Source organism: Cellulomonas sp. P5_E12 (assembly GCF_054049315.1).
In genome coordinates, this window is sequence record NZ_JBFUMP010000026.1 from 25,391 (window position 1) to 43,482 (window position 18,092).

25 protein-coding genes are annotated in these 18,092 nt (G+C 68.4%); 1 reads left to right on the forward strand and 24 read right to left on the reverse strand.

The genetic code is table 11. The annotated features are described in order from the left end of the window. Positions 1-3: 3 nt before the first annotated feature. From rplR to ACXJKA_RS17540, 22 genes are all read right to left on the reverse strand, one after another. Positions 4-375 carry a 50S ribosomal protein L18 gene (rplR, locus tag ACXJKA_RS17435; protein WP_146927928.1) on the reverse strand — a complete coding sequence of 124 codons (372 nt, stop codon included), beginning with the start codon at positions 373-375 and terminating at the stop codon, positions 4-6. Between the two features lie 2 nt (positions 376-377). Then, a complete protein-coding gene (rplF, locus tag ACXJKA_RS17440; RefSeq protein ID WP_456826468.1) occupies positions 378-917 on the reverse strand; it encodes a 50S ribosomal protein L6 in 540 nt (179 codons plus the stop codon). 24 nt (positions 918-941) lie between these two features. After that, a complete protein-coding gene (gene rpsH / locus ACXJKA_RS17445; RefSeq protein WP_208212220.1) occupies positions 942-1,340 on the reverse strand; it encodes a 30S ribosomal protein S8 in 399 nt (132 codons plus the stop codon). Positions 1,341-1,415: 75 nt separating this feature from the next. Next, complete coding sequence (locus tag ACXJKA_RS17450; protein WP_028045055.1) at positions 1,416-1,601, reverse strand: type Z 30S ribosomal protein S14; 186 nt, start codon at positions 1,599-1,601, stop codon at positions 1,416-1,418. Between the two features lie 2 nt (positions 1,602-1,603). Continuing rightward, the gene (rplE, locus tag ACXJKA_RS17455) at positions 1,604-2,176 is read right to left on the reverse strand and encodes a 50S ribosomal protein L5 (RefSeq protein WP_456826469.1); all 573 of its coding nucleotides are present in this window, start codon (positions 2,174-2,176) and stop codon (positions 1,604-1,606) included. Beyond that, complete coding sequence (gene rplX / locus ACXJKA_RS17460) at positions 2,176-2,517, reverse strand: 50S ribosomal protein L24 (RefSeq protein WP_055912166.1); 342 nt, start codon at positions 2,515-2,517, stop codon at positions 2,176-2,178. Before rplX ends, rplE begins: the two co-directional genes overlap by 1 nt. A 2-nt stretch (positions 2,518-2,519) precedes the next feature. After that, positions 2,520-2,888, reverse strand: coding sequence for a 50S ribosomal protein L14 (gene rplN, locus ACXJKA_RS17465; RefSeq protein WP_034625870.1), 369 nt, complete (start codon positions 2,886-2,888; stop codon positions 2,520-2,522). A 154-nt stretch (positions 2,889-3,042) separates the two neighbouring features. Next, positions 3,043-3,342 (reverse strand): 30S ribosomal protein S17, encoded by a 300-nt coding sequence (gene rpsQ, locus ACXJKA_RS17470; RefSeq protein WP_456826470.1) that lies wholly within the window; start codon positions 3,340-3,342, stop codon positions 3,043-3,045. Positions 3,343-3,350: 8 nt separating this feature from the next. Continuing rightward, positions 3,351-3,590 (reverse strand): 50S ribosomal protein L29, encoded by a 240-nt coding sequence (rpmC, locus tag ACXJKA_RS17475; RefSeq protein WP_055912162.1) that lies wholly within the window; start codon positions 3,588-3,590, stop codon positions 3,351-3,353. Then, positions 3,590-4,006, reverse strand: coding sequence for a 50S ribosomal protein L16 (rplP, locus tag ACXJKA_RS17480; protein ID WP_055912160.1), 417 nt, complete (start codon positions 4,004-4,006; stop codon positions 3,590-3,592). Before rplP ends, rpmC begins: the two co-directional genes overlap by 1 nt. Positions 4,007-4,009: 3 nt before the next feature. Beyond that, positions 4,010-4,843, reverse strand: coding sequence for a 30S ribosomal protein S3 (rpsC, locus tag ACXJKA_RS17485; RefSeq protein ID WP_456826471.1), 834 nt, complete (start codon positions 4,841-4,843; stop codon positions 4,010-4,012). Then, entirely contained in the window at positions 4,843-5,211 is a 369-nt protein-coding gene (gene rplV, locus ACXJKA_RS17490) for a 50S ribosomal protein L22 (RefSeq protein ID WP_055912156.1), read from the reverse strand. The genes rpsC and rplV overlap by 1 nt, the downstream gene beginning before the upstream one ends. A 56-nt stretch (positions 5,212-5,267) precedes the next feature. Further along, on the reverse strand, positions 5,268-5,549 hold the full coding sequence (gene rpsS, locus ACXJKA_RS17495; RefSeq protein WP_055912154.1) for a 30S ribosomal protein S19: 282 nt from the start codon (positions 5,547-5,549) through the stop codon (positions 5,268-5,270). Between the two features lie 12 nt (positions 5,550-5,561). Continuing rightward, positions 5,562-6,401: a 50S ribosomal protein L2 gene (gene rplB / locus ACXJKA_RS17500; protein WP_055912153.1), complete on the reverse strand. Its 840-nt coding sequence runs from the start codon at positions 6,399-6,401 to the stop codon at positions 5,562-5,564. Between the two features lie 18 nt (positions 6,402-6,419). Next, a complete protein-coding gene (gene rplW, locus ACXJKA_RS17505) occupies positions 6,420-6,722 on the reverse strand; it encodes a 50S ribosomal protein L23 (RefSeq protein WP_456826472.1) in 303 nt (100 codons plus the stop codon). Continuing rightward, complete coding sequence (gene rplD, locus ACXJKA_RS17510; protein ID WP_456826473.1) at positions 6,719-7,405, reverse strand: 50S ribosomal protein L4; 687 nt, start codon at positions 7,403-7,405, stop codon at positions 6,719-6,721. The genes rplW and rplD overlap by 4 nt, the downstream gene beginning before the upstream one ends. Before the next feature lie 2 nt (positions 7,406-7,407). After that, complete coding sequence (gene rplC, locus ACXJKA_RS17515) at positions 7,408-8,067, reverse strand: 50S ribosomal protein L3 (protein ID WP_456826474.1); 660 nt, start codon at positions 8,065-8,067, stop codon at positions 7,408-7,410. A 22-nt stretch (positions 8,068-8,089) separates the two neighbouring features. Next, positions 8,090-8,398: a 30S ribosomal protein S10 gene (gene rpsJ / locus ACXJKA_RS17520; RefSeq protein WP_013117879.1), complete on the reverse strand. Its 309-nt coding sequence runs from the start codon at positions 8,396-8,398 to the stop codon at positions 8,090-8,092. 355 nt (positions 8,399-8,753) lie between these two features. Next, on the reverse strand, positions 8,754-9,410 hold the full coding sequence (locus tag ACXJKA_RS17525; protein WP_456826475.1) for a LuxR C-terminal-related transcriptional regulator: 657 nt from the start codon (positions 9,408-9,410) through the stop codon (positions 8,754-8,756). Beyond that, entirely contained in the window at positions 9,407-10,873 is a 1,467-nt protein-coding gene (locus ACXJKA_RS17530) for a sensor histidine kinase (protein ID WP_456826476.1), read from the reverse strand. The genes ACXJKA_RS17525 and ACXJKA_RS17530 overlap by 4 nt, the downstream gene beginning before the upstream one ends. Positions 10,874-10,877: 4 nt before the next feature. Then, entirely contained in the window at positions 10,878-11,234 is a 357-nt protein-coding gene (locus tag ACXJKA_RS17535; protein WP_456826477.1) for a response regulator, read from the reverse strand. A 46-nt stretch (positions 11,235-11,280) separates the two neighbouring features. After that, the gene (locus ACXJKA_RS17540; protein ID WP_456826478.1) at positions 11,281-12,687 is read right to left on the reverse strand and encodes a TRAP transporter substrate-binding protein; all 1,407 of its coding nucleotides are present in this window, start codon (positions 12,685-12,687) and stop codon (positions 11,281-11,283) included. A 193-nt stretch (positions 12,688-12,880) separates the two neighbouring features. On the opposite strand from ACXJKA_RS17540, the gene ACXJKA_RS17545 reads away from it, so the two are divergent. Beyond that, positions 12,881-14,575, forward strand: coding sequence for a sensor histidine kinase (locus tag ACXJKA_RS17545; protein ID WP_456826479.1), 1,695 nt, complete (start codon positions 12,881-12,883; stop codon positions 14,573-14,575). Between the two features lie 84 nt (positions 14,576-14,659). Here ACXJKA_RS17545 and tuf read toward each other — a convergent pair whose 3' ends face one another. Both tuf and fusA read right to left on the reverse strand, forming a co-directional pair. Continuing rightward, positions 14,660-15,853 carry an elongation factor Tu gene (tuf, locus tag ACXJKA_RS17550; RefSeq protein WP_456826480.1) on the reverse strand — a complete coding sequence of 398 codons (1,194 nt, stop codon included), beginning with the start codon at positions 15,851-15,853 and terminating at the stop codon, positions 14,660-14,662. A gap of 125 nt (positions 15,854-15,978) precedes the next feature. Next, positions 15,979-18,081: an elongation factor G gene (gene fusA, locus ACXJKA_RS17555; protein WP_456826482.1), complete on the reverse strand. Its 2,103-nt coding sequence runs from the start codon at positions 18,079-18,081 to the stop codon at positions 15,979-15,981. Between the last annotated feature and the right edge of the window lie 11 nt (positions 18,082-18,092).

Below are 18,092 nucleotides of genomic sequence, written 5' to 3' on the forward strand. Positions count from 1 at the left end.
TCGTCACAGCTTCAGACCGCCCTCGCGAGCGCCGTCCGCCACCGCTGCGACGCGGCCGTGGTACTTGTTGCCGCCGCGGTCGAAGACCACAGCGTCAAGGCCGGCAGCCTTCGCACGCTCGGCGATGAGCTCGCCGACCTTGCGGGCCTTGGCAGTCTTGTCGTCGTTCGAGCCACGCAGGTCGGCCTCGAGGGTCGATGCGGACACGAGCGTCTGACCGATGCCGTCGTCCACGACCTGCGCCGTGATGTGCCGGGCGGACCGGGTCACGACGAGACGGGGACGCGCAGCCGAGCCCGCGACCTTCTTGCGAAGGCGGAGGTGACGACGCTGGCGGGCAACACGCTTGCCCTTGCCGAGGATCTTGAGAGCCATGGTTACTTACCGGCCTTTCCGACCTTGCGGCGCACGTTCTCGCCCGCGTACCGGACGCCCTTGCCCTTGTACGGCTCGGGCTTGCGGATCTTGCGGATGTTCGCGGCGACCTCGCCGACCTGCTGCTTGTCGATGCCCTGCACCGAGAAGCGCGTGGGCGCCTCGACGACGAAGGTGATGCCCGCCGGCGGGTTGACCGTGACCGGGTGGCTGAAGCCGAGCGCGAACTCGAGGTCCTCGCCCTTGGCCGTCACGCGGTAACCGGTACCGACGATCTCGAGCTTCTTGACGTAGCCGTCCGTCACGCCGATGACGAGGTTCGCCAGCAGCGTGCGGGTGAGGCCGTGCAGCGAGCGCGAGGCGCGCTCGTCGTCGGGGCGGGTGACCACAAGGGCACCTGCCTCGTCGCGCACGACCTCGATGGGGGCGGCGACCGTGTGCGTCAGGGTGCCCTTGGGGCCCTTGACCGTCACGACGGCACCGTTGATGTCGACATCCACGCCGGTGGGGACCGGGACGGGGACTCTGCCGATTCGGGACATGGCTAGCTCCTTTCCGTCTCGGACTTACCAGACGTAGGCGAGGACTTCCCCACCCACGCCCTTCTTGGCGGCCTGCTTGTCGGTGAGGAGACCGGAGGACGTGGACAGGATCGCCACGCCGAGGCCGCCGAGCACCTTGGGCAGGTTGGTCGACTTGGCGTACACGCGCAGGCCCGGCTTGGACACGCGCTTGACGCCGGCGAGCGCACGCTCGCGGTTGGGGCCGTACTTGAGCTCGATGATGAGGTTCTTGCCGACGACGGCGTCCTCAACCTTCCAGCCCGCGATGTAGCCCTCCGCCTGGAGGATCTCCGCGATGTGCGACTTCAGCTTCGAGAACGGGATCAGCACGGTGTCGTGGTGAGCCGAGTTCGCGTTACGCAGCCGCGTGAGCAGGTCTGCGATGGGGTCGGTCATGGTCATGGGGCTTCCGCCCTTCCTCGCCGGGGTATCCCGCCCCCGAAGGGGCTGGACCTACCGACGTTCGTGTTGCTTGGGTTACCAGCTGCTCTTTGTCACGCCGGGGAGCTCGCCACGGTGGGCCATCTCGCGCACGCAGATCCGGCACAGGCCGAACTTGCGGTACACCGAGTGGGGCCGGCCGCAACGCTGGCAGCGCGTGTAGCCACGCACCGCGAACTTCGGCTTGGCAGCAGCCTTGTTCTTGAGGGCAGTCTTCGCCATGGTCAGATCTCCTTGAACGGGAAGCCGAGGAGCTTGAGGAAAGCGCGACCCTCGTCGTCGGTGTCGGCCGTCGTGACGACCGTGATGTCCATCCCGCGGACCCGGTCGATCTTGTCCTGGTCGATCTCGTGGAACACGGACTGCTCCACGAGGCCGAAGGTGTAGTTGCCGTGACCGTCGAACTGCTGCGGCGAGAGGCCACGGAAGTCACGGATGCGCGGCAGCGCCGTGGAGAGCAGGCGGTCCAGGAACTCCCAGGCACGGTCGCCACGCAGCGTGACGTGGGCGCCGATGGGCATGCCCTCGCGCAGCTTGAACTGCGCGATCGACTTGCGAGCCTTGGTGACCTGCGGCTTCTGGCCCGTGATCTGGGTCAGGTCGCGGATCGCGCCCTCAATGAGCTTGGAGTCCTTGGCGGCCTCGCCGACGCCCATGTTCACGACGACCTTCACCAGGCGCGCGACCTGGTTGATGTTCTCGTGACCGAACTGCTCGAACAGAGCGGTGCGGATCTCGTCGTTGTACTTGGACTTCAGGCGCGGGAGCGCCGGAGCCGTGAGAGTCGTCTCGGTCATCAGATGTCCTTACCGGAGCGCTTGGCGACGCGGACCCGAACGGTGCGGGTACGGCCGTCGCGCTCGACCTGCTCGGTGCGGTAGCCGACCCGGGTGCCCTTCTTGGTCTCCGGGTCCACGAGCATCACGTTGCTGATGTGGATGGGCGCCTCGATCGTCTCGATGCCGCCGGTGCGCGTGCCGCGCTGGGTCTGGCCGGCCTTGACGTGCTTGGTGACGCGCTGGACACCCTCGACGACGAGACGCTGCGACTCGACGAGGACCTCGAGCACACGGCCCTGCTGTCCCTTGTCGCGGCCGGAGATGACGACGACGAGGTCGCCCTTCTTGATCTTGGCCATGGTCAGAGCACCTCCGGCGCCAGCGAGATGATCTTCATGAACTTCTTGTCGCGCAGCTCGCGGCCCACCGGGCCGAAGATGCGCGTGCCACGGGGCTCCCCGTCGTTCTTGAGGATCACTGCGGCGTTCTCGTCGAACTTGATGTACGAACCGTCCGGACGGCGGCGCTCCTTGCGGGTGCGCACGATGACAGCCTTGACGACGTCGCCCTTCTTGACGTTGCCGCCGGGGATGGCGTCCTTGACGGTGGCGACGATGACGTCACCGATGCCTGCGTAGCGACGGCCGGAGCCGCCGAGCACACGGATGCAAAGGATCTCCTTGGCACCAGTGTTGTCGGCGACACGAAGTCGCGACTCCTGCTGGATCATTACCTGCTCCTGTCGTCTGGCGGGTTCTCGGTTCGGGTCGAGCCGAGCCTGGCCGAACGGGTAGTTGCCGTGATGCACACGTTGCGCCGGGTGTCGTCTTGCGAGCGGCACCCGGCGCCCGTGGGCAACTGGGGGTCGTGCTGGTTACTGAGGCTTACTTGGCCTTCTCGAGGACCTCGACCAGGCGCCACCGCTTGGTGGCGCTCAGCGGCCGGGTCTCCATGATGAGCACGAGGTCGCCCACGCCCGCCGAGCCCAGCTCGTCGTGCGCCTTGACCTTGCTCGTGCGTCGGATGACCTTGCCGTAGAGCGGGTGCTTGACCCGGTCCTCGACCTCGACCACGACGGTCTTCTCCATCTTGTCGCTGACCACGTAGCCGCGCCGCGTCTTGCGGTCGCCACGCTTCTCAGCCAGCGCCGTGACGCTGTCCTGCTCGTTCTTCTCGTCGCTCATGGCAGACCTCACTCGCTCGCGCTCGGGGCGGTACGGATGCCGAGCTCGCGCTCGCGCAGGATCGTGTAGATCCGCGCGATGTCACGACGAACGGCCTTGAGACGCCCGTGGCTCTCGAGCTGGCCGGTCGCGGACTGGAAGCGGAGGTTGAACAGCTCCTCCTTGGACTTCTTCAGCTCGGCGACAAGCTTCTCGTCGTCGAAGGTGTCCAGCTCGCTGGGAGCCAGTTCCTTGGTGCCGATAGTCATCAGTTACCACCCTCGCGAACCACAAAACGTGTCTTCATCGGGAGCTTGTGCTGCGCGCGGCGCATGGCCTCGCGAGCCAGCGGCTCCGGGACGCCGGCGAGCTCGAAGAGAACTCGGCCGGGCTTGACGTTGGCGATCCACCACTCGGGCGAACCCTTGCCGGAACCCATGCGGGTCTCAGCAGGCTTCTTCGTGAGGGGGCGGTCCGGGTAGATGTTGATCCAGACCTTCCCTCCACGCTTGATGTGGCGGGTCATGGCGATACGAGCAGCCTCGATCTGCCGGTTGGTGACGTAGGCGGGCTCGAGAGCCTGGATGCCGTACTCACCGAAGGAGATCGCGGTACCACCGGTCGCGGCGCCGGAGCGCCCCGGGTGGTGCTGCTTGCGGTGCTTCAGCCTGCGCGGGATAAGCACGGCTCAGGCCTCCGTTCCGCTGTCAGTGGCCGGGGTCTCCGCCGGAGCGGAGGCGGCCTCGGTTGCCTCAGGAGCGTCGGCACGGTCGCGACGGGGAGCGCCGGCCCGGGGGCCACGGTCGCTGCGCTCGCCACGGTCCGTACGCGGGCCACGAGCCGGGCGCGGGGCCTGGGTCGCCTGCTCGCGAGCGAACTCCTTCTCGGTCATGTCGCCCTTGTAGACCCACACCTTGACGCCGATGCGCCCGAAGGTGGTGCGAGCCTCGAAGAAGCCGTAGTCGATGTTCGCGCGGAGCGTGTGCAGGGGCACACGGCCCTCGCGGTAGAACTCCGTGCGGCTCATCTCCGCGCCACCGAGGCGGCCGGAGACCTGCACGCGGATGCCCTTGGCACCGGCGCGCTGGGCCGACTGGATGCCCTTGCGCATGGCACGGCGGAACGAGACGCGGCTCGCCAGCTGCTCGGCGATGCCCTGGGCGACCAGCTGAGCCTCGATCTCGGCGTTCTTGACCTCGAGGATGTTCAGCTGGACCTGCTTGCCCGTGAGCTTCTCGAGCTCGCCGCGGATGCGGTCGGCCTCCGCGCCACGACGCCCGATGACGATGCCCGGGCGGGCGGTGTGGATGTCGACACGAACGCGGTCACGCGTGCGCTCGATCTCGACCTTGGCGATGCCGGCACGCTCGAGGCCCGTGGCCATGAGCTTGCGGATCTTGACGTCCTCGCCCACGTAGTCGCGGTAGCGCTGACCCGGCTTCGTCGAGTCGGCGAACCAACGCGAGCGGTGGTCGGTCGTGATGCCCAGGCGGTACCCGAGCGGGTTGACTTTCTGTCCCACTATCGGGCCCGTCCCTTCGTCTCGCGCTCAGCGACGACCACGGTGATGTGGCTCGTCCGCTTGAGGATCTGGCTGGCCCGACCCTGCGCTCGCGGACGGAACCGCTTGAGCGTCGGACCCTCGTCGACGAACACCTCGGAGATGTAGAGGTCCGCCTCGTCCAGACGCTCGTTCGACCGCTTGGCGGTCTCCCGAGCGTTGGCGATCGCGCTCTCCACAACCTTGAGCACCGTCTCCCCCGCGGCCTGCGGCGCGAACTTCAGCACCGCCACGGCCTCGCCGGCCTGCTTGCCACGGATGAGGTCCACGACGCGCCGGGCCTTCTGGGGCGTGACGCGGACGAACCGCGCCTTCGCCTTGGCTTCCATTGCTGTCCTGCCTTCTTGTCTCTGCCGGTGAGGGCGTCGCCTGGCTGACCCGGGGGTCAGCGGCGACGACCCTTCCGGTCGTCCTTCTCGTGGCCGCGGAACGTCCGCGTCGGAGCGAACTCGCCGAGCTTGTGCCCGACCATCGCCTCCGTCACGAACACCGGGGTGTGCTTGCGTCCGTCGTGCACAGCGAACGTGTGGCCGAGGAAGTCCGGCGTGATGACCGAACGGCGCGACCACGTCTTGATGACGTTCTTCGTGCCGGCGGTGTTCTGGACGTCGACCTTCTTCTGCAGGTGACCGTCGACGAACGGGCCCTTCTTCAGGCTACGTGGCATCTCAGGCTCCTATCAGCGCTTGTTCTTGCCGGTGCGCCGACGGCGCACGATGAGCTTGTCGCTCGGCTTGTTCGGACGACGGGTACGGCCCTCGGCCTGGCCCCACGGGCTGACGGGGTGACGTCCACCGGACGTCTTGCCCTCGCCACCACCGTGCGGGTGGTCGATCGGGTTCATGGCGACACCACGGACGGTCGGGCGCTTGCCCTTCCAGCGCATGCGGCCGGCCTTGCCCCAGTTGATGTTCGACTGCTCGGCGTTGCCCACCTCGCCGACCGTCGCGCGGCAGCGCAGGTCGACGTTGCGGATCTCACCGGACGGCATGCGCAGCTGGGCGTAGGGGCCGTCCTTGGCGACGAGCTGCACAGACGCACCAGCCGAGCGGGCGATCTTCGCACCGCCACCGGGCCGCAGCTCGATGGCGTGGATGACCGTACCGGTCGGGATGTTGCGCAGCGGCAGGTTGTTGCCGGGCTTGATGTCGGCGCCGGGGCCGTTCTCGATGCGGTCACCCTGCGACAGCTTGTTGGGCGCGATGATGTAGCGCTTCTCGCCGTCGGCGTAGTGCAGCAGCGCGATACGGGCGGTGCGGTTGGGGTCGTACTCGATGTGAGCGACCTTGGCCGGCACGCCGTCCTTGTCATGGCGACGGAAGTCGATGACGCGGTACGCACGCTTGTGACCGCCACCCTGGTGGCGCGTGGTGATGCGACCCGTGGAGTTACGGCCGCCCGTCTTGTGGAGGGGACGGACGAGCGACTTCTCCGGAGTGGAGCGCGTGATCTCGACGAAGTCGGCGACGCTGGAGCCACGACGGCCCGGCGTGGTCGGCTTGTACTTGCGGATTCCCATGTGTTCTCAGTCCTTCGCTCAGCCGACCGGACCACCGAAGATGTCGATCGTGCCCTCGCGGAGGGTGACGATCGCACGCTTCGTGTTCTTGCGGCGGCCGATGCCGAAACGGGTCCGACGGGCCTTGCCCTGACGGTTCGCGGTGTTGACCGAGTCGACCTTGACGCCGAAGACCTGCTCGACGGCAATCTTGATCTCGGTCTTGTTCGCCCGCGGGTCGACGAGGAAGGTGTACTTCCCCTCGTCGAGCAGGCCGTAGCTCTTCTCGGAGACGACCGGCGCGATCAGGATGTCGCGCGGGTTCTTGCCGATGTCGGTCACTTGGTCTCCTCCTCGGACTCGGAGGACGTGGCCACCGCGGAGGCGCCCTTGACGGGGCCCGCCAGGAACGCGTCGAGCGCGCCCTGCGTGAACACGACATCGTCCGAGATCAGGACGTCGTAGGTGTTGAGCTGGTCAGCGACCAGCAGGTGCACCCGCTCGACGTTCCGCAGCGACTTCCACGTGATCTCGTCCTGACGCTCGACGACGACCAGGACGTGCTTGCGCCCCGAGAGGTTGTCGAGCACGGCGAGCGCGGACCGGGTCGAGGGCGCGGTGCCCGGGGCGAAGCCCGAGACGACGTGCACGCGGCCGGCGCGAGCGCGGTCCGAGAGAGCACCGCGGAGCGCCGCGGCCTTCATCTTCTTGGGGGTGCGCTGCGAGTAGTCACGCGGGGTGGGGCCGTGGACGACGCCACCACCGGCGAACTGCGGAGCACGCGTCGAACCCTGACGGGCGCGGCCGGTGCCCTTCTGCTTGTACGGCTTGCGCCCACCACCACGGACCTCGCCACGGCTCTTCGTGTCGTGGGTGCCCTGGCGTGCCGCCGCGAGCTGCGCGACGACGACCTGGTGGATCAGCGGGATGTTGGTCTGCACGTCGAAGACGTCCGCGGGCAGGTCGGCCGAGCCGGCCTTCTTGCCCTGGGCGTCGACGACGTCGACAGTCAGCGTGTCACTCATGGTCACGCCCCCTTCACAGCGGAACGCACGACCACGACGCCACCCTTGGGGCCGGGAACGGCACCCTTGACGAGGATGAAACCCCGCTCGACGTCGACCGCGTGCACGGTCAGGTTCTGGGTGGTCTGGCGGTCCACGCCCATGCGACCGGCCATCTTGATGCCCTTGAACACGCGCGACGGCGTCGAAGCGCCACCGATCGAGCCGGGCTTGCGGTGGTTGCGGTGCGCACCGTGCGAGGCGCCGACGCCGTGGAAGCCGTGACGCTTCATGACACCGGCGGTGCCCTTGCCCTTGGTGGTGCCGATGACGTCCACGAGCGAGCCGGCCTCGAAGAGGTCGACCGTGAGCTCCTGGCCGAGCGTGAACTCGGAGGCGTTCGGCGTGCGGATCTCGGCCACGTGCCGGCGCGGCGTGACGCCGGCCTTCTCGAAGTGGCCCTTCAGCGGCTTGGTGACCTTGCGCGGGTCGATCTGGCCGTGGGCCAGCTGGACCGCGGCGTAGCCGTCAGCGTCAGCGGAGCGCACCTGGGTCACGACGTTCGTGCCGACAGCGACGACGGTGACCGGGACGAGACGACCGTTGTCGTCCCACACCTGCGTCATACCGAGCTTCGTGCCGAGCAGAGCCGTGACTGCGCGCTCGTTCTGCTGGGTAACCATAGAAATCAGTTCCTTCCCAGCGTCAGAGCTTGATCTCGATGTTCACGTCCGCAGGCAGGTCGAGACGCATGAGCGAGTCGACGGCCTTCGGCGTGGGATCGATGATGTCGATGAGCCGCTTGTGCGTGCGCATCTCGAAGTGCTCGCGGCTGTCCTTGTACTTGTGGGGCGACCGGATGACGCAGAACACGTTCTTCTCCGTCGGCAGCGGCACCGGACCCACGACCGACGCACCAGCGCGAGTCACCGTGTCGACGATCTTGCGCGCCGAGCTGTCGATGACTTCGTGGTCGTAGGACTTGAGCCTGATGCGGATCTTCTGTCCCGCCATGGCGCTTCTACTTCCCTCTGTTTGGAACCGGCCCGTCCGACYCCCGCACTCGGGCGTGTCGCTTGGCGCGACACACCACCCTGCTGCGTACCGTGTCGGCACAAGATCGGTGGTTGTTGTCGGGCGTCAACCACCGGGTGATCCCGGGGTCCAGACGCCGTCCACGTGTGTGAGCCCCGTCGTGTGCAGCGCGCGCGAGCACGCCGCCCTCAACTAGGCAACCTGAACAGTGTGCCAGAGTGCGCCGAGGAACTCCAATCGCCTGGGTCACACCCGAGGCGCGGATCCGCGTGATCTCGCGCACAAGGACGCGGTCCCGGCGCCGGAGCCGACGCGTGAGCTGGACCGGCCCCGGTCAGGCCGGGTGGTCCGAACGCAGATAGTGCAGGACGGCCAGGACACGGCGGTTGTCGCCCGCCGATTCGTGGAGGTCCAGCTTCCGCAACATCGTGCGGACGTTCGCCTCGACCGTCTTCTCGCTCAGGAACAACTGGTCGGCGATGGCGGCGTTGGACCGCCCCTCGGCCATGATCGCGAGCACCTCCCGCTCTCGGGCCGAGAGCGTCTCGAGCGGACCGGGGTGACGCGGTCGCCGCAGCAGGGTGCTGACGATCGTCGGGTCGACGACGCACTCCCCCGCCACCACCCGTCGGAGGGCATCGAGCAGCACGCCCAGGTGCGAGACGCGGTCCTTGAGCAGGTAGCCGATGTGGCCAGGAACCTCCTCGAGCAAGCTGGTCGCGTAGTGCGACTCGAGGTACTGCGAGAGGACGAGCACCCCGAGCTCCGGCCTCGTGGCGTGCAGGTCGCGGGCGGCCCGCAGCCCCTCGTCGGTGTGGGTCGGGGGCATGCGGATGTCGACGATGACCGCATCCGGTTCCGTCCGCGCGACCTCGTGCATGAGCACAGTGGCGTTGTCGGCGGTACCGACGACGTCGACCCCGCTGTCGGTGAGCAACTTGGCCAGGCCCTCGCGCAGCAGCAGCGAGTCGTCCGCGATGATGACCTTCACCGCGCACCCCCTGTCGGGATGCTCGCGGCGATGATCGTGCCGTGCCCGGGCGGGCTGGTCACCTCGAACGTCCCGCCCAGGGCGGCGACGCGGTCGGCAAGGCCCTGGAGGCCGCCGCCGGCCGGGTCGGCTCCGCCGACGCCGTCGTCGGCGATCTCGACGTGCACCGAGCCGTCCACCTGACGTACGGCGACATGGACGTCCCGAGCACGGGCATGCTTGGTGGCATTCGTCATGGCCTCGCTGCACATGAAGTAGACGGCCGACTCGATGATCTCGGGCAGTCGTCCCACCGTGACGGTCGCGTCGGCGGGCAGGACGGCCTGCAGGCCGTGAGTGGCGAGCACCTCGGGTCGCAGTCCATGCGCGAAGCGGCCCAGCTCGACCCGCGCCGCGGCCGTGGCCTCAGTGAGCGCCCGCAGCTCGGTCCGCATGTCGGGGTCGGCGTGAACAGCCGTTCGCAGCAGCTGCTCGGCTCGTTCCAGGTCGCGTGCCGGGCCGTCGGCGAGATCGGCCAGCAGCAGGCGGCGTTGCTCGTCGGTCGCCTCGACCAGACGTCGTCGGGCGTCGGTCAGCTCCGTCGCCCGCGTGGCGATGTCATCCCGGAGCCGCTGGTTCGCCACGGCGAGCCGTAGGGCCGCGACTGCGCCGGAGAGGAGTGCCGGGTCGTCGAGCAGGCCGCGGTCGTGAACCAGCACGGCCACCACCTGCCCCTCGTCCGTCACGCGGGTGACCGCCTGTTCGCGCCCGTCTGTGTCGATCGGGTCGCCGGCCTCGTCGAGGAACGCCCCGTCCGGTCGGGCGTACCCGAGGCGCAGCGTCGCGTCACCCAGGGCGCGGCGCAGCTCCGCTTCGAGGCCGGCATCCTGGTGGTCACCGCCGAGCTGGGTGACGAGGTCGGCGACGGTGGCGTCGGTCCAGCCACCGTGCAGCAGGTCGAGCGCCAGCCAGCCCGCGACGAGGATCATCACGGCGTCGTACGCCAGGGCTAGCGCGTCGTCGGCCTGCCAGTCCAGCAGCTGATTGAGGGCGCCGAGGCCGACGACCGAGGCGAACATCAGCGCGGCGATCAGCGCCGGCAGGCCCGCCTTGCGCGCCGGGCCGGACGTTCGCAGGTAGGTGTCCAGGGCAGCCAGCGCGATGACGACCGCCACCGCGGCCGTGATCGACGGCGCCGAGGCCCACCCTTCCGCGACCGCCCAGGCGTACGCGCCGACGATGACGAGCCGAGTCGGCCAGCGGTGCAGCCTCCCCGTCGGGTAGGACAGGTGCAGGTGGACCATCGGACCACGGTGCAGGAACACGAGATACGCGCTGGCATCGCCAACGAACCAGGTCGCGGACGCCAGGCCGAGCAGCAGGCCCACCCGGTGGCCGGGCCTGCGGATCAGGACCAGCGTCGCGGCGCCCACCAGCACGAGCCCGACTGCCAGGTCGGCCGCGGCCAAGGTCCGCCCGGACACCGGCTCACCAGGCCAGTTCGGCCACGGCGGCTGCCGTGAGGCGGGTCTTGGGGACGAATCCGCGCGCCCGGGTGGTGGCCAGCCGGTCGGCGTACTCGGACGCGTCCCGGCTGGAGGTGAGCACGACCGCGGGCGGATCGGGATGCTGCGTCAGGTGCTCGCACACGTCGAACCCGTTGCCGTCCGGCAGCGCGACGTCGAGCAGGACGACCTCGGGGTGCAGCTCTGCCACCCGGGCGACGGCCTCGGCGGCGCCCGCTGCCTCGCCGACGACGTCGTACCCGGCAGCCTCGAACATCCGCCGCGCGACAGCACGGAAACCGGCATGGTCGTCGACGATCAGGAATCGGACCGCTGTCACCTGTTGATGGTGGCAGCGGCCCGTCCTTCCCGCACCAGTGCTGGCCCTATTTCCCCTGCAGCACCCACGGGTGACTCGCCCACACCACTTCGACGTCACACCCGGTCGTCGAGCGCGGGTTCGCCAGCGTGAGAGTCGTGCCGTCGAACGTGAAATCGAAGACGGTCGGCTCGATGCTCGGTTGGTCCTCGGCCAGCTCGAAGTTGTCCCGGTAGGTCTTGTAGCTGCCGGACCAGCCGAGCTTCCGGCTGCCGGTGAAGTAGTCGTACTGGCGGATCTGGTCACCCTTCACGTCCATCTCGACCTTGAACGGCTTGGAGCTCGTTGCCGCCGGGTTGTAGAAGGGGTCCCCGGGCTCGCAGTACTTGGGGATGTCGACTGCCAGGTCGGAGGTGTACCCGTACGTGCCGTCGGGCAGGACGCCACCGGGCTGCGGCGCATCGACGACACCGTCGCAGGTGACCGTGTCGGGCGGGGTGGCCGATTCGGCCTTCAGGGCGCGGATCTGCTCGAGCCACGCCTTGCTCTTCGCACTGGCGGCCGCGATCTGCTTGTACACCGGCTGGAATGCGGTCTCGAACTGTGCGAGCTGTGCCGGCGTCGAGGACGACAGGGTGATTCCCGCCTTGCACAGGTCTGGGACAGCGTCCGTGTCCTCTGTGCGCGATGCGTCCAGCGCGGCGCTCTGGGTGACCTTCACGGCGTCGCGGATGGTCTCCTGCTGCCCGGCTGACAACCGCTCCCACGCCTTCGGGGCGGCGATGATCGCCAGCGGACGCGGCCACAGGTTGAGGTTGCCGACGATGTCCGTCGCGCCCTGCTCCTCGTAGTGGTTGCCCCACACGAGCCCGATCTGCGGGTCGTACGCGTCGACCTGGTCGATGGGCGCACCGGTGCCCAGGTGGACCGGGCTCGCGCCCAGCGCGCGGTACGCCGCCTCGGACAGCGCCGACGTCTGGGTCCCCACGACCTTGCCATGGAATACGTCCGGCGAGGTGAACTGGTCGGACTTGCTCATCGGCCGGCGAAGCGGCCCGGGCAGGACGCCGACCCCGACGACACCAATCGTGTCGACCCCCGCGAGCATCTCGTCCGGGATCCCGGCGTCGAACACCTTTGCCTGCAGGTCCTGGCTGTCGATGAGCATCGGCGCGAGCATCGCCTGGAAGTCGGTATCGCCCAGGGTGTCGAAGACCCGGGGCCCGACCCATGCCAAGTCGTAGGTCCCGTCCTTCACGTCCTGAACGATGCTCGACTCGTACTCGGGCTCGGGGTGGTGGATGTCGTCCTTGAACACGATCTTCAGGGCGCCGTGAGACAGCTTGTCGACGTTCTCGGCGAACGTCGACAGCTGTTCCGGCGGCGAGCCGTTGGCGTCCCCCAGGGTCAGCGTCGTGACCTCCGTGCCGGCGTTGCCACCGGCGCGGTCGTTGCTGGTACATCCCGTCGTCACGAGCCCGACGACCGCGACCGCCGCAGCCAGTTGAGCAATCCTTGTCCGTCGCATTGCGCACCTCCCCGTTCGGATGCACCGACGCTATGGACGCGTGGCCGCCGCAACACCCGAGGTAACCCTCGTTGATCGGGCGTTCGGGCGAGTGCTGACCATCGTCCCGCGGGGACCCACTCGGTGCCACGATCTACTCATGCCGATCCGGCTGGCGATCATGGCGTGCGGCGTCCTGGTGGGCGCGTTCACGCTCTCGGTCGCGCGAGACGGGACGGCGTTCTCGGCCACGCAGGGAACGCTGGGCGGACTCGCGCTGCTGCTGGGCGTCTGCGTGGCATTGACGGGCGCCGCGGCCTGGAACGCGACCCGGCGCGGACGGCGCGCGGTCGCGGTCCTGCTGCTCCTCGCGGCCCTCGCCTGGTGCCTCGCCGAATGGGGCAATCCCGCGGCCGGGAGCGTCGTGTTCACGATCGGACTGGCCTTCTTCGCGGCGACGCCCGTGCTCGTCCTGCACGCCGCCGCCGCCGCGGCCGGGATCACCACGAGCCGGTCCGCCCGGCTCGTGGTGGCGTCCGGCTACGTCGTGATGCTCGGCGCGGTGGGAGCAGCGAACGCCCTCACCTTCGATCCCGACGCGTCCGGCTGTGCGTGGTGCTCGACGAATCTGCTCGACGTGGTGCACGGGACCGACGCGTGGACACGGGCAGGCGAGCTCGGCGTCCAGGCCGGGACCGTCTGGCTGTGCGCGGCCGTCCTGCTGCTCGGGTGGTGGTTCCTGCGGGCGCGCGGGTTGCAGCGCCGGGACGCATCCTGGTTCGTCGCCGCGGCGACCGCCTACCTGACGTTGGAGCTCCTCCGGTACGCGCGCAGCCTGGACAGTGGTCAGTTCGCCTCGGGGGCGGATGCCCGCAGGCTGTGGCAGCTCGAGGCACTGTGCCTGATCGCCGTGGCGCTCGCGGCGGTCGGGGACGTGCTGCGGGCCCGCAGGGCCGAACGGGCGCTGACCCGGGTGGTGAGCGAGCTGGGCAGCGCCGACGACCTGACCGCGGGCCTCGCTCGACGGGTGGGTGATCCGGACCTGCACGTGGCCTACCCGTCAGGCGACGGCGACCGCTACCTGGACGGCGCAGGCCGCCCGGTGGATGTCACGGCCAGGCCCGGTCGCACCCTGACTGCCGTGGAGCGCTCGGGGACGACCGTGGCAGTGATCACCCACCGATCGGACATCTCGCCGCGCCGGGTCCGTGAGCTCGCKGACGCCGTGCGCCTGGCCCTCGACCACGAGCGGCTCCGCGTCCAGGCACTCGCCCAGCTGGACGATCTGCGCCGGTCCGGGGCGCGCCTTGTGGCCGCCGGCGATGCAGAACGCCGCCGGTTGGAGCGGGACCTGCACGACGGGGCGCAGCAGCACCTCGTCACCCTGCTGCTCTCGCTCCGCCTGGCCCGCCGGGAGCCGGGCGAGCTGGCCGAGGTCGAGCGGCTGCTCGAGTCGTCGGTCGAACGGCTGCGGACCGTCGCGCGCGGGCTGTACCCGGTCCTGCTGGAGCGGGCAGGGCTTGCCGTGGCGCTCAGAGCGCTCGCCGAGACTCGGCCGCTGCGGATCGACTCGCTTCCGGACGGCCCTCTGCCCGCACTCGTCGAATCCACCGCGTATCTGGTGGTCCAGCGCGCGTCGCGGCTGGCCCCGTCGAGCGTCCGGATCGCGTCGGCCACCGGAACGTTGGAAGTGCGGGTACACGTCGACGGGGGCGTGCCCAACCTCGCCACGGTGACAGACCGGGTCACCACCCTGGATGGCACCATGCGGGTCGATCCGTCCGACGGTATGACCACCGTGACAGCCACCCTGCCGTTGCCGTCTGATCTCCCGGTCGCGGACGGTCCCGCGTAGCCCGTGGGGACAGGGACACAGAAGGGCCCGGCAGCCGAAGCTGCCGGGCCCTTCTGTCAGTTCAGCTGCCCCGAGGGGCGAGCATCACTTGATGATCTTGATGACCTTGCCCGAGCCGACGGTGCGGCCACCCTCGCGGATGGCGAAGCCGAGGCCCTCTTCCATCGCGATGGGCTGGATGAGGTTCACGTGGATCTCGGTGTTGTCGCCGGGCATGACCATCTCGGTGCCCTCGGGCAGCGTGATGACGCCGGTAACGTCGGTGGTGCGGAAGTAGAACTGGGGGCGGTAGTTCCCGTAGAACGGGTTGTGACGGCCACCCTCGTCCTTGGCCAGGATGTAGACCTGGCCCTCGAACTCGGTGTGCGGCGTGATCGAGCCGGGCTTGACGACGACCTGGCCGCGCTCGACCTCCTCGCGCTTCGTGCCACGCAGGAGCAGACCGACGTTCTCGCCGGCCTCGGCGTAGTCGAGCAGCTTGCGGAACATCTCGACGCCGGTGACCGTGGTCTTGATCGCCTTCTCCTTGATGCCGACGATCTCCACCTCCTCGTTCACCTTGAGCTTGCCGCGCTCCACGCGACCGGTGACGACGGTGCCACGACCGGTGATCGTGAAGACGTCCTCGATCGGCATGAGGAACGGCTTGTCGATGTCGCGGATCGGGTCCGGCACGGACTCGTCGACAGCGGCGAGCAGGTCCTCGACGGACTTGACCCAGACCGGGTCGCCCTCGAGGGCCTTCAGACCGGAGACGCGCACGACGGGGACGTTGTCGCCGTCGAAGCCCTGGGCCGAGAGGAGCTCGCGCACCTCGACCTCGACGAGCTCCAGGATCTCCTCGTCGTCGACCATGTCGGTCTTGTTCAGCGCGACGAGCAGGTACGGGACGCCGACCTGACGGGCGAGCAGGACGTGCTCACGCGTCTGCGCCATCGGACCGTCGGTCGCCGCGACCACGAGGATCGCGCCGTCCATCTGCGCCGCACCCGTGATCATGTTCTTGATGTAGTCCGCGTGACCGGGAGCGTCGACGTGAGCGTAGTGACGCTTCTCCGTCTGGTACTCCACGTGCGCGATGTTGATGGTGATGCCGCGCTGCTTCTCCTCAGGCGCCTTGTCGATCTCGTCGAAAGGCGTGAAGGGGTTCAGGTCGGGGTACTTGTCGTGCAGCACCTTCGAGATGGCCGCCGTCAGCGTCGTCTTGCCGTGGTCGACGTGACCGATCGTGCCGATGTTGACGTGCGGCTTCGTCCGCTCGAACTTCGCCTTGCCCACTGGGTGTCCTCCTCAGGACTTGGTAGAGATTGGCCGACGTTCTGCGGCTACCGGACGGTAGCCGTTCGACGCGGCGTCCTACGGGTCGGTTTGTGTGATGGAACTACAGGGTTCGACCTGTGGGACTACTCGCCCCGGGTCTTCTTGATGATTTCCTCGGCAACGTTCCGAGGAACCTCGGCGTAGCTGTCGAACTGCATCGAGTACACCGCGCGACCCTGGGTCTTCGACCGCAGGTCACCGACGTACCCGAACATCTCGGAGAGGGGCACCGTGGCGCGGATGACCTTCACGCCCGTTGCGTCCTCCATGGCAAGGATCATGCCGCGGCGCGAGTTGATGTCGCCGATGACGTCACCCATGTACTCCTCAGGAGTACGGACCTCGACGGCCATGACCGGCTCCAGCAGAACCGGGTCGGCCTTGCGGACCGCTTCCTTGAGGATCATCGAGCCCGCGATCTTGAACGCCATCTCCGAGGAGTCGACGTCGTGCGCGGCACCGTCGAGCAGGATTGCCTTGACGCCCACGAGCGGGAAGCCCGCCAGGACGCCGAGCTGCATCGCGCTCTGGATGCCGGCGTCGACCGACGGGATGTACTCGCGCGGGATGCGGCCACCGGTGACCTTGTTCGAGAACTCGTACAGCTCGCCCTCGGCGGGGTCCAGCGGCTCGAAGGTCATCTGGACCTTCGCGTACTGGCCCGAGCCACCGGTCTGCTTCTTGTGCGTGTAGTCGATCTTCTCGACCGAGCGACGGATCGTCTCGCGGTACGCGACCTGCGGCTTGCCGACGTTGGCCTCGACCTTGAACTCGCGACGCATACGGTCCACGAGGATGTCGAGGTGGAGCTCGCCCATGCCGCCGATGACGGTCTGGCCGGTCTCCTCGTCGTGCTTGACGCGGAAGGTCGGGTCCTCCTCGGCCAGCTTCTGGATGGCCACGGAGAGCTTCTCCTGGTCACCCTTGGTCTTCGGCTCGATGGCGACGTCGATCACCGGCTCGGGGAACGTCATCGACTCGAGCACGACGGGGTGCGCCGGGTCGCTCAGGGTGTCACCGGTGGTGACGTCCTTGAGCCCGATGAACGCGTAGATGTGGCCCGCCGTGGCGTCGTCGACGGGGTTCTCCTTGTTGGAGTGCATCTGGAAGAGCTTCCCGATGCGCTCCTTCTTGTTCTTGGTCGAGTTCAGCACCTGGGCGCCCTGCGACACCTTGCCCGAGTACACCCGGACGTAGGTGAGCTTGCCGAAGAACGGGTGCGACGCGACCTTGAACGCGAGGGCCGAGAAGGGCTCCGTCGAGTCCGGGTGGCGCTCGACGACGAGCTCCGGGTCCTTCATGTCGTGGCCCTCGACCGCCGGGACGTCCAGGGGCGTCGGCAGGTAGTCGATGACGGCGTCGAGCATGGGCTGGACGCCCTTGTTCTTGAACGCCGAGCCGCACAGGACCGGGTACGCCTCGGACTTGACGGTGAGCTTGCGGATGCCGGCCTTGATCTCGGCGATCGTCAGCTCCTCGCCACCGAGGAACTTCTCGAGCAGGTCGTCGTCCGTCTCGGCGACGGCCTCGAGGAGCTCGGCGCGGTACTGCTCCGCCTTCTCGACCAGGTCGGCCGGGATGTCCTCGACCTCGTACTTCTCGCCCAGGGCGGTCTCGCCGCGCCACACGAGGGCACGCATGGTGACCAGGTCGACGACGCCGATGAAGTCGTTCTCGGCGCCGATCGGCAGCTGGATGACCAGCGGTCGCGCCTTGAGGCGGTTCACGATGGTGTCGACCGTGAAGTAGAAGTCCGCGCCGAGCTTGTCCATCTTGTTGACGAAGCAGATGCGCGGGACGTCGTACTTGTCGGCCTGGCGCCAGACGGTCTCCGACTGGGGCTCGACGCCCTCCTTGCCGTCGAAGACGGCAACGGCGCCGTCGAGGACGCGCAGCGAGCGCTCGACCTCGACCGTGAAGTCCACGTGGCCCGGGGTGTCGATGATGTTGATCTGGTTGTCGTGCCAGTAGCAGGTCGTCGCGGCGGACGTGATCGTGATGCCGCGCTCCTGCTCCTGCTCCATCCAGTCCATCGTCGACGCGCCGTCGTGCGTCTCACCGATCTTGTAGTTGACCCCGGTGTAGAAAAGGATCCGCTCGGTGGTCGTCGTCTTGCCGGCATCGATGTGAGCCATGATGCCGATGTTGCGGACCTTCGTGAGGTCCGTCAGCACATCCAGTGCCACGTGAGTTGCCC